The organism is Massilia sp. 01N410 (assembly GCF_056399665.1).
The window spans coordinates 97,686-112,911 of record NZ_JBFTRV010000003.1; the positions used below are offsets into that span (position 1 = coordinate 97,686).

Sequence of the window (15,226 nt, forward strand, 5' to 3'; positions counted from 1 at the left end):
CTTCAGTGGTCGAGCCGCGCGATCCTCAGCAGATTGGTGGTGCCGGACGCGCCGAACGGCATGCCGGCGGCGATCGCGATGGTCTGGCCTTCGCGCGCCAGCCCTTCGCGGCGGGCGGTAATGCAGGCGAAGTCCGTCATCTCCGACACGTCGGCGACATCATGGGTCAGCACCGCGTGCACGCCCCACACCAGCGCCAGGGCGCGCGCGGTGGCGAGCTTGGGCGTCATGCCGATGATGGGCGCCTGCGGCCGTTCGCGCGCCAGCCGCAGGGCCGAGTGGCCGGAGCTGGTGTAGGCGACGGTGGCCGCCACGTCGAGCAGTTCGGCCACGTTGCGCATCGCCAGCCCGATCGCGTCCGCGATCTCGGCCCGCGCCGGGCTCTGGCTCGCCGCGATGCTTTCGCGGTAGACGGGATCGGACTCGGTCTGGACGATGATGTTGTTCATCATGGTGACCGCCTCGACCGGGTACTTGCCCGACGCCGACTCGGCCGACAGCATCACCGCATCCACGCCGTCGTAGATCGCGGTGGCGACGTCCGAGGCTTCGGCGCGGGTCGGCACCGGCGCCGTCACCATCGATTCCAGCATTTGCGTGGCCACGATGACCGGCTTGCCGAGACGGCGGCAGACGCGCACGATGCGCTTCTGGATCGCCGGCACCTGCTCGGCCGGCATCTCGACGCCGAGGTCGCCGCGCGCCACCATGATGGCGTCGGCTTCCTCGACGATCGCTTCCAGGTCCTTCACCCCAGCCGGCTTCTCCAGCTTGGCGACGATGCGGGCGCGTCCCTGCACGATCTCCTTGATCTCGCGGATGTCCTCGGCCCGCTGCACGAAGGACAGCGCGACCCAGTCGATCCCCAGACTCAAGCCGAAGGCCAGGTCCTGGCGGTCCTTGTCGGTCAGCGCCGACAGCGGCAGCACCACGCCGGGGACGTTGACGCCCTTGCGGTCGGACAGCACGCCGCCATTCACGACCGTGGTATCGGCCGACTCGGCGTTGAATTGCTCGACCCGCAGCGCGATCCGCCCGTCGTCGAGCAGCAGGATGGTGCCCTGCTCCAGCGCCGCGAAGATCGCGGGATGCGGCAGCGCGACGCGCCTGCCGTCGCCGGGCTGGCCGGCATTCAGGTCGAGCCGGAACGATGCCCCGGCCTCGAGGGTGACGCGGCCTTCGGCAAAGGTGCCGATGCGCAGCTTCGGCCCCTGCAGGTCGATCAGGACCCCCACCGGGCGGCCCAGCGACTGTTCGAGCGCGCGCAGCTTGTCGAGGCGGGCCTTGTGGTCCTCGTGGCTGCCGTGGCTGAAGTTGAGACGGAAGACGTCGGCGCCGGCGCGGAACAGGGCCTCGATGGTGGCCGCGTCCGTGCTGGCCGGGCCGAGGGTGGCGACGATTTTCGCCTTGCGATTACGATGCATGTGTGGTGCTCCCGTGGGGCGTGTCGATCAGGATGGCGCGGAAGTCGTTCACATTGGTGAGCGTGGGACCGGTGACGATGGCGTCGCCGAGCGCCTGGAAGAAGCCGTGGCCGTCGTTGCGGTCCAGGCTTTGCATGGGCCGGATCTCCCTGTCGAAGGCGCGCGCCAACGTATCCGGCGAGAAGTAAGCGCCGGCGATCTCCTCCTGGCCGTCGACGCCGTCGGTATCGCCTGCCAGGCCGTATATGCCGGCTTCGCCGCGCAGGGCGATCGCAGCCGACAGAAGAAACTCGACGTTGCGCCCGCCGCGGCCGTCGCCCCGCACCGTCACCGTGGTCTCGCCGCCGGACAGCAGGATGCAGGGCGTGCCGAAGGGCTGGCCGCGCCGCGCCACCTGCAGCGCCATGCCGGCCATGACCTTGCCGACCTCGCGGGCTTCGCCTTCCAGGCTGTCGCCGAGGATGTGGACGGCGACGCCGGCCGCCTCGGCCACGCGGGCCGCGGCCTCCAACGCCATCTGCGGGGTGGCGACGAAGCGGACTTCATTGCCGGCCAGGCGCGGATCGCCCGGCTTGACCGATTCCCCTGCCCCGCTCTCCAGCACGTCGCGCACCCTGCCCGGCAACGCGATACCGTAGCGGCGCACGATGTCGAGGGCATCCGCGCAGGTGCTCGGATCGGCGACGGTCGGACCGGAGGCGATGTCGCAGGGTTCGTCGCCCGGCACGTCCGAGATCAGCAGGGTCAGCACCTTTGCCGGATGGCAGGCGGCGGCCAGCCGTCCGCCCTTGATGGCGGAAAGATGGCGGCGCACGCAATTCATTTCGCCGATGCTGGCGCCGGACGCCAGCAGCGCGCGGCTCACGAGCTGCTTGTCTTCGAGCGTGATGCCGGGCAGCGGCAGCGGCAGCAGGGACGAGCCGCCGCCGGAGACCAGGCACAGCACCGTGTCGTCGGGACCCAGGCCGCGCACCAGTTCCAGCATGCGCCTTGCCGCCCGTTCGCCGGCGGCGTCGGGCACCGGATGCGCCGCCTCGACGATCTCGATGCGTTCGCACGGCACCGCATAGCCGTAGCGCGTGACGACCAGGCCTTCCAGCTTGCCCGGCCAGGCCCGTTCGACCGCCCGCGCCATCGCCGCCGAGGCCTTGCCCGCCCCGATCACCACCAGCCGGCCGCGCGGCGCGGCGGGCAGATGGGGCGGAACGCATTTGTCCGGCTGGGCCGCGGCGATGGCGGCGTCGAACATCGCCTTCAGTAGTGCTTTCGCGTCCATGGTTTCAGGCCGATACGTTCTGCGGTTTCACCAGGCTGACGGCGACGTCCTCGCGGTCCTCGTTGCCGTGCGGGGTGATCAGGGCTTCCTGTTCCGGCGCCGGTTCCTCGCCGTTCAGGATGCGGTTCATGCGGACGCGGTCGACGGCGCCGACCCAGCGTGCCACCACCAGGGTGCCGACGCCGTTGCCGATCGTGTTGGTGATGGCGCGCGCCTCGGACATGAAGCGGTCGACGCCCAGCAGGAGCACCATGCCGGACACCGGGATCTTGCCCATCGAAGCCAGGGTGGCGGCCAGGGTGATGAAGCCGGAACCGGTGACCCCGGCCGAGCCTTTCGAGGTGATCATCAGCACGCCCAGCACGACCAGCTGGTCCATCAGCGACAGCGGCGTGTTGGTGGCCTGGGCGATGAAGATCGCGGCCATGGTGTAGTAGATGCACTGGCCGTCGGGATTGAAGGTGACGCCGGACGGCACCACCAGCCCCACCACCGACTTCGAGACGCCCAGGTACTCCAGCTTCTTCATCAGCTGCGGGACGACGGACTCGGACGAGCTGGTGCCGAGCACGGTGAAGATCTCCTCGCGGATGAAGCGCAGGAACTTCCAGATGCTGAAGCCGCAGATCCGGGCGACCACGCCCAGCACGACGAACACGAAGGCGACGCAGGTCAGGTACATGGAACCCATCAGCTGACCGAGCGACAGCAGCGAGCCCAGGCCGTATTTGCCGACCGTGAAGGCGATGGCGCCGAAAGCGGCGAGCGGCGCGATCCGCATGACCATGCCGAGCACCATGAACATGCCGGTATTGAAGGCTTCCAGGATGTCGACCACGGGTTTGGCGTGGCGGCCCATGCGCGACAGCGCAATGCCGAACATGGTGCCGAACACCAGGATCTGCAGGATATCGTTCTTGGCCAGGGCGTCGATGGCGCTGGTCGGGACCATGTTCAGCAGGAAGTCGACGAAACCGGTCGATTTCGCCGCCGCCGCCGTATAGTTGCTGATAGCCTTGGTGTCGAGGTGGGCCGGATCGACGTTCATGCCGACGCCGGGCTGGACCACGTTTACGACGATCAGGCCGAGCAGCAGGGCGAAGGTCGACATGACTTCGAAATAGATCAGGGCTCTGCTGCCTACGCGTCCCAGTTCCTTCAAGCTCTCCATCTTGGCGATGCCGAGCACCACCATCGCGAAGATGACCGGTGCGAACACCATCTTGATCAGCCGGATGAAGAGGTCGCCCAGCGGCTTGAGGTCGGTGCCGAGCTTGGGATACAGGTAGCCGAGCAGGCCGCCTGCGATGACGCCGATTAGAACCTGGACGTATAGCCTGCCAAAGAAGCTTCTGGACATGATGTCGGTCTCCATTATGTGATGTGTTTCGAGTCCCCCCGGCTCTTCATGGCCGGTCGGGGACGGGGCTGATGCGGACTCAGGCCGCTGCGCGCTCCTGGCTGCCGTCGAGGATGCCGCACACGGCCCTGGTGACGTCCGCCGTGGTGGCGGCGCCGCCCAGGTCGCGGGTGTGCAGGGTTGGGGTGGCGGTGACGGTCTCGATCGCCTGCATCACCCGCTGTGCGGCTTCGTTCTCGCCCAGGTGCTCGAGCAGCATGACCACCGACCAGAAGGTGCCGATCGGATTGGCCCATCCTTTGCCCATGATGTCGAAAGCCGAACCGTGGATCGGCTCGAACATCGACGGATAGCGGCGCTCCGGATCGATGTTGCCGGTCGGGGCGATGCCCAGGCTGCCGGCCAGGGCCGCGGCCAGGTCGGAGAGGATGTCGGCATGCAGGTTGGTGGCGACGATGGTGTCCAGGGTCGCCGGGCGGTTGACCATGCGCGCGGTGGCGGCGTCGACCAGCTCCTTGTCCCACTTCACGTCCGGGAAGTCCTTGGCCACCTGCACGGCCACCTCGTCCCACATCACCATCGCGTGGCGCTGGGCATTGCTCTTGGTGATGACGGTCAGCTGCTTGCGCGGGCGGGACTGGGCCAGCCTGAAGGCGAAGCGCAGGATGCGCTCGACGCCGACGCGGGTCATCATGCTGACGTCGGTGGCGGCTTCGATCGGGTGGCCCTGGTGCACGCGGCCGCCGACGCCCGAGTATTCGCCTTCCGAGTTCTCGCGCACGATGACCCAGTTCAGGTCTTCCGGCGCGCAGCGCTTCAGCGGACCGTCGATGCCCGGCAGGATGCGGGTCGGGCGCACGTTGGCGTACTGGTCGAAGCCCTGGCAGATCTTCAGGCGCAGGCCCCACAGGGTGATGTGGTCGGCGATGTCCGGGTCGCCGGCGGAGCCGAACAGGATGGCATCCTTGTTACGCAGAGAGTCGAGGCCGTCGGCCGGCATCATCACGCCGTGCTTGCGGTAGTAGTCGCCGCCCCAGTCGAAATCTTCGAAGGCGAATTTGAACTTGCTGCTCGTCGCGGCGAGCGCCTCCAGCACCTGGCGGCCCGCGGGCACCACTTCCTTGCCGATGCCGTCGCCGGGGATGGTTGCGATTTGGTAGGTCTTCATATTCCTGTCTCCTGTGTAAGCCTGTATAGGTAAACGTGCATCCGTGGAGCCACTGTATGGCCTGGACGGGGGCAAATATCTTGGCTAGACTTAATCCGTCTTTAACCCGAAGTTAAGAATCGACATGAGCAGCGGCATCCAACCGGCCGAACTCGGCTTCTTCGTCTCGCTCGGCACCTGCGGCAGCCTGAGCGGTGCGGCGCGCGAACTCGGCATTAGCACGGCCGCCGTCAGCAAGCGCCTGTCGCAGATGGAGGCGCGCCTCGGCGTGCCGCTGGTGAACCGCACCACGCGGCGCATGAGCCTGACGCCGGACGGCGAAGTCCTGTTCGAGCACGCCCGCCGCATCCTCGGCGAGATCGCCGACCTCGACCAGCTGCTGGGCAGCTCGAAAGACCAGCCCAAGGGCCTGCTGCGGGTGAACGCCACCCTGGGCTTCGGCCGCCTGCACATCGCGCCGGCGATCTCGCAATACGTGCTGAATTACCCGGAGGTCGACGTGCAGCTGCAGCTGTCCGTGAATCCGCCGCCGCTGACCGAGGACCAGTTCGACGTCTGCATCCGCTTCGGCGAGCCCGGCGACACGCGCGTGATCGCGAAGAAGCTGGCATCGAACCGGCGCCTGCTGTGCACCTCGCCCAAATACCTGGCGGCGCGCGGCGAGCCGATGACGCCGTCGGACCTGGTGCGCCACAACTGCATCTGCATCCGCCAGGGCGACGAAGCCTACGGCACCTGGCGCCTGTTCAGGGACCGCGATACGAATGGCCCCGGCGAGCCGGTCAAGGTGCGCGGCAACCTGACCACCAACGATGGCGAGATCGCGGTCAACTGGGCGCTCGACGGCCACGGCATCCTGCTGCGGGCGGAATGGGATATCGAGCGCTACCTGGAAAGCGGCCGCCTGGTGAGGGTGCTGCCGCAGTACCGGACGCCGGATGCGGACATCTATGCGATCTATCCGCAGCACCAGCACCAGTCGGCGCGGATCCGGACCCTGGTCGCCTTCCTGTCGCAGGCCTTCGAGCGCTTCGCCCAGCACCGCGCCTATCGCGCGATGGAGGCATAGGGAAGCGATGCTGCTGAACTCAATCCAGGACCTGATGCGCCCTCCTCCGGGCATGGCCTTCGACTTCAGCCAGCCGCGCGGCGAGCCGGCCCTGACCCCGGCGCACGGTGTCTCCTGGCGGGTGTTCGCCAATCCGGTGTCGCTGTTCGTCGGCGGCGTGACGGCGGTGCTGCTCGAACTGGCCGAGCCCTCGGTGCGCTCGGGCGTGTGGGACCACAGCGGCTTCCGACGCGATCCGCCCACGCGCCTGCGGCGCACCGGCTTTGCGGCCATGATGACGGTCTACGGGCCGCGCCCGGCGGCGGAAAAGATGATCGCCCACGTGGTGCGCATGCACGATCGTGTGCAGGGAACGACGCCCGCCGGCGTGGCGTACCGCGCCAACGATCCGCGGCTGCTGGACTGGGTGCATGCGACGGCCAGCTTCGGGTTCGCCGAGGCGTATCACCGCTACGTCCGGGCTTTATCGGCGGCCGAGAAGGACGCGGTATATGCCGAAGGCCTGGCGTCCGCCGGCTTGTATGGCGCGACCGGGGCACCCGCGTCCTGGTCGGCGTGGGAGGCCATGCTGGCGCGGACCGCGCCCGGGCTGGAAGGCTCGGATGTCCTTGCCGAGTTCCTGGGCATCATGATGGAAGCGGCCATTCTTCCCGCACCGCTGCGCTGGCTCCAGCGCCTGCTGGTGCGCGCCGCGGTGGAGATGACGCCGGCGCCGGTGCGGTCGCTGCCGCAGCTGCGTGGACATCGGCTGCGGTTCGGGGAGGCGGCGCTGGTGCGGTCGCTGGCGCGCGGTTCCGGGTTGCTGCCGCTGGGGGATACGCCGCCGGTGCAGGCTGCGCGGCGGATGGCGGGCGGCCGCGCAGTGCGCCATCAAGGTCGAGCTACTTGATGTCGGGAATTTGTATTGACGCCACTCGACCTGGCGATTTCCCGAGTTTTTTAACAAACAGTCGTTGCAAGGCTGTGACCGCCAAGCGTAGCATCCTCCAACCGGGCACAACACTGTGCCCGGGTCCTGAATGGAGGAGCAGCCATGACCAGAAGAAGAGAATTCCTTCGGATTGCTTCCAGGGCGGGCGTCTCGGCATGCGCGGCGGCCGTGCTTCCGCGCTTCGCCATGGCCCAAAGCGGCAGCAAGACGAGCGTGCACTACATCGATCCAGGCGCCACCGCTCCCGGTCCCGGCGACGGCACGCTTGCCAATCCCTACCGGTCATGGACCAGCGTGTCCTGGACGCCCGGCCATACCTACCTGCAGAAACGGGGCACGACCTATTCGGGTGTCTTCCGGGTAGGCGCGAGCGGCACGGCGGCCCAGCGCATCACGATCGGTGCCTATTACAAATCGAATGGCGACGATGATCCTACCCAGCCAAAACCGGTCATCATCCTGCCGGGCGCGCCCACCACCCCGGCCGCCGGCGCCTCGATCGCGGCGCTCAACCAGGAGCGCGATTTCATCACCTACCGCAATCTGGACATCCGCAACACCGCCCTGCCGGAAGCCGCCGGCGTAGCGATCATCTGGCTGGGCAATAACTGCGTTTTCGAAAACAATAACGTGACGTCGAATTGCGGCGGCGTGTATGTCTACACAAAAAACCATGTGACCGTTTCCGGCTGCCTGCTCGACGTCATCAGCAATGGTCCGAGCTATGGCAACCAGGGGATCCTGGTCGCTGCGAACACGACGATCGACGACCTCCGCTTGCTGAACAACACCGTCCGCCATCGCGGCGGCGGCACCTCGGGATCGCATGGCATCCGCTGCGAGACCTACAACAGCAGCTCTTTCCTCACCCATCTCGTGATCAGCGGGAACCGCGTTTCGCCGCCTCCCGGCATCGCTTACTGCATGAACGGCAGTGCGATGGGCGTCTTTCTCATCCAGGGGTCCGCTGCCAGGCTGGACAACAATACCGTGACCGGCATGCTGGTCGGAATCTTCATCAACGGTGGAGATGGCAGCTATGTGGGCAACAACAACTGCAGCAACAATATGAATTTCGGCATCCATATCAGCGGCTTTGCCAAGTCCTACATCATCGAGCGCAACACCTGCAATTCGAATGGCGGGACCCTGAGCACGACCTATTACGGCCGGGGCATCGAGCTGTCGTCGGCGAAAGGGCAAGATGCCGTATCGGGACATACGATCCGCTACAACACCTGCAGGTTCAACTATAACTATGGCGGTCCGCTGGACAACGGTTCGGAAGGCGTCGGCATCGGCATCGACGACGGCACCAACCGGTGCTCGGTCTACGGCAACATTGTTTCGAACAATGAAGGGAACGGTATCCAGGTGTACGGCGGCGGCGACAGGGCCAAGTGGACCGACACGGGCGGCCACACGATCAATGCCAACAAGATGGATTCGAATTGCAGCTTTTCCGTAATGAACCGGCGCAGCGGCGGCAAGACGCCCAGCCAGTTCCAGGCGCATATCGCACTGGCCTACGTGTACGGCAAGCCCACCGTCGTTTCCAACAACACGTTTTCAGGGAAGACCCCGATGGGGGTTTATACCGACGGCACGGACGCAAACATCAGCACCGTCGGCAATATCTGAGCGCCCTTATCGGATTCTGCGGTGCCCGGTACTGGCGATGCCCGGGATGGTCGAATCCGCGCAGGCGTCAATGCACCGCAATAGCGGAAATCTCGACGGCGGCATCCTTGGGAAGCCGTTGCACCTGCACGGTGGCACGGGCTGGCGGTTTATCCTTGAAATACGTGCCATACACGGTGTTCAGCCGGGTAAAGTCGTTCAGGTCCTTGACGTACACGGTCGTGGAAACGACGTTTTCCATCGACATATTGCTGGCTGCAAGTACCGCCTTGAGATTGTCGAGCGCTTGCCTCGTTTGATCTTCGATCGACCCCTGGTTCAACTGACCGGTCTTGGGATCGATGGGAATCTGGCCGGCCAGGAAGACCATATTGCCGGCCCGGATGGCCTGGGAATAAGGGCCGATTGCCGCGGGGGCGTCTTTTGTGGCAATGACGTCCGCGGCCGATGCGTGCAGGACCGGGTAGCAGGCGAGAGCAAGAACGATTGCGCAGCCGAAGCGGATATTCGTTTTCATGGTTTTCCTTTTTCTTCGAAGAAAAGATATCGGACTCGTTGGGGCGAAAGAGCGCGTTGCTCAGCTCGGTCCCACGGTAAACCAATATAGATCACCAATCAGGCGTGTCAATACAAAGGCGCGACGGACGCCCCGAACCGCAGGTTCAGAGAATTTCCCGAATCGAAGCGCAAACCCTCTCGACATCCGCCACACCCATGCCGCAATGCAGCGGCAAGGTCAGCGTCTGGTCGCCGATCCGCTCGGCATGCGGGAACTGCCCGCGGCGGTAACCGAGGCTCTGGCCCAGGCTGGTCAAATGCGAGGGTTCATACGACAGCCCGGTGGCGATACCCCGCTCGCGCAAGGCCGCACGGAAGGACTGGCGGGTCGTCCCCAGGCGGTCGTAGGGCAGCAGCACGCAGAACATGTTCCAGCTCTGCCCCGCGACGCCGCGCGGCGGCAGCACCGCGTCCTCGATGTTCGGGAACACCTCGAAATAATGGTCCGCCAGCGCCTGCCGATGCGCCAGGAAGCCCGGCAGCTGCGCGAGCTGCGCCAGGCCGATGGCTGCCGATACGTCGGACATGTTGTACTTGCCGCTGGCGACCGCGACGTCGCGCGTATCGTCGGGCATGCGCTCGATGCCGTGGAAGCGCAACACCTCGATACTGCGTGCCGTCGCCTCGTCCGGCACCACGATGGCGCCGCCTTCGATGGTCGTCATGTTCTTGTTGGGGTGGAAGGAGAAGGTCGCGATGTCGCCGAAGCTGCCGACCGGGCGGCCCTGCCATGCCGAGCCCTGCACCAGCGCGGCATCCTCGATCACGCGCAGGCCGTGGCGGCGGGCCAGCGCGTAGAGCGCGTCCATGTCGCCCAGCGCACCGGGAAAATGGGTCGGCACGATGGCCCTGGTGCGCGGCGTGATCGAGGCTTCGACCTGCGCCAGGTCGATCGCGCGCGTGACCAGGTCGCAGTCGACGAACACCGGCCGCGCACCCACCTTGACGATCATGTTCATCGTCGAGAAGAAGCTCTGGGTCGAGGTGATGACCTCGTCGCCGGGGCCGATGCCGCAGGCCAGCAGGGCGAGTTCCATCGCGCCGGTCGCCGAGGTCAGGGTCCGCGTCGGACGCCCGCCGAAGGAGTGCGACAGGGCGCGCTCGAATTCCAGCACGCGCGGGCCGCTGGCGATCCAGCCGCTGCGCATGGTTTCCGCCATCGCGGCGATCGTGTCTTCGGAAATGCTCGGTTGCGAAAAATTCAGGTGTGCCACGAAGTCCTCATTGAAGTGATGATGCGGCGCGCAGCGGCAGGTCGAGGATGAATGCCGTCCCCATGGCAGGCAGACTCTCGACGCGGATGGTCCCGCCCAGCAGCGTGGTGACGATATTGTAGGCGATGTTCAGGCCCAGGCCGGTGCCGCCCTGCCCCATGCGCGTGGTGTAGAAGGGATCGAAGATGCGCGACAGGTGCTCGGACCCGATGCCGCGTCCGTCGTCGCGGAATTCGATCCGCACCCGCTCGGCGCCCGACATGGCGGCCGCCAGCACCATGGTGCCGCCCGGCCCGTCGAAGGCATGCAGCAGCGCGTTGTTGACGAAGTTGATCAGCACCTGCCCGAGCGGCCCCGGATAACTGTCCATCACGATGCCCGGCGCCACCTCGATCTCGAGCACATGCCCGCCGCGCCGCACCTGGTTCATGATGGTGGCGGCGATCTCGTGGCAGGCCTGGGCCAGGTCGAAGCGGCGGCGCTGGGTGCTGGCCTGATCGACCGAGACCTGCTTGAAGCTGTTCACCAGCTCGGCCGCCGAATGCAGGCTGCGCTGGATCAGGGCGCTGGCTTCGCTGGCCGCGCCGATCCATCCTTCCAGCTCCGATTTCTTCAGGGTGGACTGGGTGAAGCGCGCCGCCAGCTGCTCCGTCTTTTCCTGCAGGGTGCTGGCCATCAGCAGGCTGTTGCCGATCGGCGTATTCAGTTCGTGGGCGACGCCGGCCACCAGCGAGCCGAGCGAGGCCAGTTTCTCGTGCGCCGCGAGCTGGGCCTGGGTGTCCTTCAGCTGGCGGTAGGCGTCGGCATTGTCCAGCGCCACGCCCACGTAGGCGGCCAGGGTGCTGAGCATGTCGAGCTGGATGTGCTGGTAGGCGTGGGGCGTGTGGCTCTGCACGCAGATCACGCCAAGCGAACGGGTGCCGACCATCACCGGCACCATGATCAGAGAGGCCGGCGGCCGCGTATCCACCGAATCGCGCAGCTCGCCGACCCAGCTTGCAGCTTCGTGTTCGAAGTCGTCGATCAGGATCTCTTCGGCGCGCTCGGCGCTGCGCTGCGCCATCGCCAGCACGCGCGCGCCGCAATGCTCGGCGCCGGCGACGCGCTTGCCGTCTTCCATCACGAAGGGACAGTCGAGCCGGTCCCCGCGCAGCACGCCGATCGCGAACACGTGCACGTCCATCAGCTGGCGCACCTGGCCGTAGACATTCTTCATGATCGCGTCGCCGTCCAGGTTGGCGGTGAGTTCGCGGCCGATGTCGGACAGCAGCGCGATGTTGCGGCGCGCCTGCAGGGCCGCTTCCTTCTGCTGTTCGGCGGCCTCCTTCTGCAGCACCAGTTCGGCGGTGCGTGCGCCGACGGTGCGCTCCAGGGTTTCCTTCTGCTGCACCAGCGCGCGGATGCGCAGGCGGTAGATGGCGAAGCCGCCGCCCAGCAGGAACAGGGCGACCAGCAGCCGGAACCACCAGGTCATCCAGAACGGCCGCTCGATGGTGATCGCCATGCGCGCCGGGACGTCGCTCCACAGGCCGTCCTTGTTGGCGGCCCGGACTTCGAACACGTAATCGCCCGGATCGAGGTTCGTGTAGGTGGCGAAGCGCTTGCTGGCGTCGGTCTCGGTCCAGTCGCGGTCGAAGCCCAGCAGGCGGTAGGCGAAGCGGTTGGCCAGCGGGTCGGCGTAGTGCAGCGCCGCGAATTCCAGCGTGAAGCCGGCATCGCGGTAAGGCAGATCGATGTGCGGTTCGGCCACGCCATGCGGCAGCAGCGAGCGGCCCTGCACCAGGAACTCGGTGACGACCGCCTGGGCCGGATACGGGTTGTCGCGCACCGCGTCCGGCATGAAGGAGGTCATGCCGTTGACGCCGCCGAAGTGCAGCTCGCCGTCGGCGTCGCGTGCGGCCGCGCCGACGAAATAGGTGCCGTCCAGCAGGCCGTCCTTGGCACTGTAGTTCATGAACTCGCCGGTGGCCGGGTCGAGGCGGGTCAGGCCCACCGTGGTGCTGATCCACAGCTCGCCGTGATTGCCCTCGAGGATGGCGCCGATCGGCACCGGCCCGCGCGCCTTCGTCACCGGGAAATAGCGGAACACGGCGGCCCCGCCGGCATCGCGCTCCATGCGGTGCAGGCCGGCCGCGGTGCCGACCCACATCTCGCCGATCTTCGACTGGTAGAGATAATAGACGCGGTTGTGGCGCAGGGTGGTCGGATCCCGGTCGTCATGGCGGTAATGGCGGAAGGTGCCGCTGGCGCGGTCGAAACGGTCCAGGCCATTCTCGGTGCCGTACCAGATGGTGCCGTCGCGGTCTTCGAACAAGGCGAAGCCGTAGTTCTCGCCGAGGCTGCGCGGATCCTGGGGATCGTGGCGCCAGGCGCTCAGGACGTGGCCCTCCGGGTCGAGCAGGAACAGGCCGCCGCGGGTCGCGACCCACAGGTTGCCGCTGTGGTCGAGGATCAGGTCCTGCACGTAGTTGCTCGCCGAGTCCTTGCCCAGCGGGACGGTGGTGAAGCCGCCGCTGGCGGCGTCGCGCCAGGACAGCCCGGTCCCCGAGCCGACCCACAGCCGGCCGCGCCCCGGCAGCACCGCGGTGATGACGTCGTCCGGCAGGCTGTCGCGGCGCTTCGGGTCGTGGCGGATGCGCTCGAAGCGCCCGCTGATCGGTTCGAGGTGGATCAGGCCGGAGCCGGTCGTGCCCAGCCACAGCTTGCCGTCGGCGCCGGCGGCGATCGCGCGGACCTTGCGGCTGAGGGTTTCCGGGCGCTCGTCCGCCGCGCCCGGCAACAGCACGAAGCTGCCGAAGCCGCCGCTGGCCAGGTCGGCGCGGCTGACCCCGCCGAACAGGGTGCCGGCCCACAGGGTGCCGGTGCGGTCGACGCGTACCGCGCTGACCTGGTTGTCCGACAGGCTGTGGCGGTCGAGCGGCACGTTGTTGTAGCCGACGAAGCGCTGGGTGACCGGGTCCAGCCATTTCAGGCCGTCGAGGTCGGTGCCGACCCAAAGGTTGTTGCCGGCGTCGTGGTAGAGGGCCAGGATACCGGCGTCGCTCATGCCCTCTTCGGGTCCGACGTGGCGCCGCTCGGGCGGACCGTCGCCGGTACGCCATGCGTCCAGGCCGGCGGCGGTGCCGATCCACAGGGTGCCGTTCTGCCCCATCGACAGCGACAGCACCGTGTTGCGCTTGGCGCCGCCGCGCGGATCGATGTCGTAGTGCTCGAAGCTGGTGGCGCCGGCCGGCAAATGGTCGATGCCGACGCCGGTGCCCACCCACACGCCGCCGCGGCCGTCCGGCGCCAGCGCGCTGACGCGGTCGTCGCGCAGGCTGGCAGGATCGCCGGCATTGTGGCGGAAGGCGCGGAAGCGTCCGCTGGCGGGATCGAGGTGGATCAGTCCATCCCCGGTGCCGACCCACAGGCCGCCGCGGCCGGCGCCGACGATGGCGGTGACGGCGCGGTTGCGCGCCACCCGTTCGCTGACGGACGCGAAGGGATAGCGAACGAATTTCTGGCCGGCTTCGTCGAAGCGGGCCAGGCCGCCGCGCGTGCCGAACCACAGCCGGCCTTCATCGTCCTCGTAGGAGGCCTGGGTAAAATTGTCGGGCAGACTGGAGAGATCGCCGGGGTCGCTGCGGAAGCTGCGGATGCGGTAGCCGTCGTAGCGGTCGAGTCCGGCCTGGGTGCCGAACCACATGAAACCGGCGCGGTCCTGCAGGATCGTCTTCACCGATTCCTGCGACAGGCCCTGTTCCAGGCCAAGTCGTTCGAAGCGCAGGCTGCGCGGTGCGCCGGCCTGGGCGGACAGACTGACGACGCAGGCCAGGACGCAAGCGAGGAGGAAGCGGAACATAAAGAGGTTTTCCGGAAACAGCCTTTAATCTACCAGAAGCGCTTCTTATGTTGAGAAAAATTAAGACTTCCCCCTGCGGGATGTCGCTGCTATAATAGCGACTCGGGCGGCTGTAGCTCAGCTGGATAGAGTACTTGGCTACGAACCAAGGGGTCGTGGGTTCGATTCCTGCCAGCCGCACCACTTATGCATGAGGAATGGCTCAGAAAGTTCTGCTTTCTGGGCCATTTTTCTTTTGGCTGCCTGCATTGACATTGCCGCGCTCCGCGCCTGCCGGGAAATCGGGCTCCTGCCCTTGCAACAGCCGCCGGCTCCATGAGCCGCCGCTGATTCTTCGCGGCGGACTTGGCCATTCCGGAACTCGCTGCTATAATTCGCGCCTCGGGCGGCTGTAGCTCAGCTGGATAGAGTACTTGGCTACGAACCAAGGGGTCGTGGGTTCGATTCCTGCCAGCCGCACCACTTATACATGAGGAATGGCCCAGAAAGTTCTGCTTTCTGGGCCATTTTTCTTTTGACTGCTTGCATTGACATTGGCGCTCCGAGCCTCACGGGGAAATCGGTCGCATGTCCTTGAAACAGCTGCGCACGCCATGAGTCGCCGTCGATTCTCCACGGTGGACTTGGCCATTCCAGAACGCACTGCTATAATGCGCGCCTTGGGCGGCTGTAGCTCAGCTGGATAGAGTACTTGGCTACGAACCAAGGGGTCGTGGGTTCGATTCCTGCCAGCCGCACCACTTA

Annotated in this window: 10 protein-coding genes and 3 tRNA genes; 6 read left to right on the forward strand and 7 right to left on the reverse strand. The window is 66.5% G+C overall.

The window, feature by feature from the left end:
* Positions 1-2: 2 nt before the first annotated feature.
* From pyk to AC1DOP_RS05375, 4 genes are all read right to left on the reverse strand, one after another.
* The gene (gene pyk, locus AC1DOP_RS05360) at positions 3-1,424 is read right to left on the reverse strand and encodes a pyruvate kinase (protein ID WP_441933468.1); all 1,422 of its coding nucleotides are present in this window, start codon (positions 1,422-1,424) and stop codon (positions 3-5) included.
* Entirely contained in the window at positions 1,414-2,700 is a 1,287-nt protein-coding gene (locus AC1DOP_RS05365) for a glycerate kinase type-2 family protein (RefSeq protein ID WP_477250231.1), read from the reverse strand. Before AC1DOP_RS05365 ends, pyk begins: the two co-directional genes overlap by 11 nt.
* Before the next feature lie 4 nt (positions 2,701-2,704).
* Positions 2,705-4,060, reverse strand: coding sequence for a dicarboxylate/amino acid:cation symporter (locus AC1DOP_RS05370; RefSeq protein WP_477250233.1), 1,356 nt, complete (start codon positions 4,058-4,060; stop codon positions 2,705-2,707).
* Positions 4,061-4,139: 79 nt separating this feature from the next.
* Positions 4,140-5,228 (reverse strand): tartrate dehydrogenase, encoded by a 1,089-nt coding sequence (locus AC1DOP_RS05375; protein ID WP_477250235.1) that lies wholly within the window; start codon positions 5,226-5,228, stop codon positions 4,140-4,142.
* Positions 5,229-5,352: 124 nt separating this feature from the next.
* Here AC1DOP_RS05375 and AC1DOP_RS05380 point away from each other — a divergent pair, with 124 nt between their 5' ends.
* From AC1DOP_RS05380 to AC1DOP_RS05390, 3 genes are all read left to right on the forward strand, one after another.
* Positions 5,353-6,297, forward strand: coding sequence for a LysR family transcriptional regulator (locus AC1DOP_RS05380; protein WP_477250237.1), 945 nt, complete (start codon positions 5,353-5,355; stop codon positions 6,295-6,297).
* A 34-nt stretch (positions 6,298-6,331) separates the two neighbouring features.
* Positions 6,332-7,186 (forward strand): oxygenase MpaB family protein, encoded by an 855-nt coding sequence (locus AC1DOP_RS05385; protein ID WP_477250239.1) that lies wholly within the window; start codon positions 6,332-6,334, stop codon positions 7,184-7,186.
* A 144-nt stretch (positions 7,187-7,330) separates the two neighbouring features.
* Positions 7,331-8,869 carry a right-handed parallel beta-helix repeat-containing protein gene (locus AC1DOP_RS05390; protein WP_477250241.1) on the forward strand — a complete coding sequence of 513 codons (1,539 nt, stop codon included), beginning with the start codon at positions 7,331-7,333 and terminating at the stop codon, positions 8,867-8,869.
* Between the two features lie 67 nt (positions 8,870-8,936).
* On the opposite strand, the gene AC1DOP_RS05395 is transcribed toward AC1DOP_RS05390, so the two are convergent.
* The 3 genes from AC1DOP_RS05395 to AC1DOP_RS05405 all read right to left on the reverse strand — a co-directional run bounded on the left by AC1DOP_RS05395 (position 8,937) and on the right by AC1DOP_RS05405 (position 14,482).
* Positions 8,937-9,386, reverse strand: a complete 450-nt coding sequence (locus AC1DOP_RS05395) for a RidA family protein (RefSeq protein ID WP_441933481.1) — start codon at positions 9,384-9,386, stop codon at positions 8,937-8,939.
* Positions 9,387-9,531: 145 nt separating this feature from the next.
* A complete protein-coding gene (locus AC1DOP_RS05400; protein WP_441933483.1) occupies positions 9,532-10,641 on the reverse strand; it encodes a DegT/DnrJ/EryC1/StrS family aminotransferase in 1,110 nt (369 codons plus the stop codon).
* A gap of 7 nt (positions 10,642-10,648) precedes the next feature.
* Entirely contained in the window at positions 10,649-14,482 is a 3,834-nt protein-coding gene (locus AC1DOP_RS05405) for a two-component regulator propeller domain-containing protein (RefSeq protein WP_441933484.1), read from the reverse strand.
* 106 nt (positions 14,483-14,588) lie between these two features.
* Between AC1DOP_RS05405 and AC1DOP_RS05410 the strand changes: the two genes are divergently transcribed.
* The 3 genes from AC1DOP_RS05410 (at position 14,589) to AC1DOP_RS05420 (ending at position 15,222) form a co-directional block, all read left to right on the forward strand.
* Positions 14,589-14,665, forward strand: a tRNA-Arg gene (locus AC1DOP_RS05410).
* A gap of 202 nt (positions 14,666-14,867) precedes the next feature.
* Positions 14,868-14,944, forward strand: a tRNA-Arg gene (locus AC1DOP_RS05415).
* 201 nt (positions 14,945-15,145) lie between these two features.
* Positions 15,146-15,222: transfer RNA gene (locus AC1DOP_RS05420), tRNA-Arg, on the forward strand.
* Positions 15,223-15,226 lie beyond the last annotated feature (4 nt).

Coding starts and splice junctions, on each gene's coding strand:
- pyk (WP_441933468.1), bottom strand. CDS start 1,424: ATGCATCGTAATCGCAAGGCGAAAATCGTCGCCACCCTCGGCCCGGCC.
- AC1DOP_RS05365 (WP_477250231.1), bottom strand. CDS start 2,700: ATGGACGCGAAAGCACTACTGAAGGCGATGTTCGACGCCGCCATCGCC.
- AC1DOP_RS05370 (WP_477250233.1), bottom strand. CDS start 4,060: ATGTCCAGAAGCTTCTTTGGCAGGCTATACGTCCAGGTTCTAATCGGC.
- AC1DOP_RS05375 (WP_477250235.1), bottom strand. CDS start 5,228: ATGAAGACCTACCAAATCGCAACCATCCCCGGCGACGGCATCGGCAAG.
- AC1DOP_RS05380 (WP_477250237.1), top strand. CDS start 5,353: ATGAGCAGCGGCATCCAACCGGCCGAACTCGGCTTCTTCGTCTCGCTC.
- AC1DOP_RS05385 (WP_477250239.1), top strand. CDS start 6,332: ATGCGCCCTCCTCCGGGCATGGCCTTCGACTTCAGCCAGCCGCGCGGC.
- AC1DOP_RS05390 (WP_477250241.1), top strand. CDS start 7,331: ATGACCAGAAGAAGAGAATTCCTTCGGATTGCTTCCAGGGCGGGCGTC.
- AC1DOP_RS05395 (WP_441933481.1), bottom strand. CDS start 9,386: ATGAAAACGAATATCCGCTTCGGCTGCGCAATCGTTCTTGCTCTCGCC.
- AC1DOP_RS05405 (WP_441933484.1), bottom strand. CDS start 14,482: ATGTTCCGCTTCCTCCTCGCTTGCGTCCTGGCCTGCGTCGTCAGTCTG.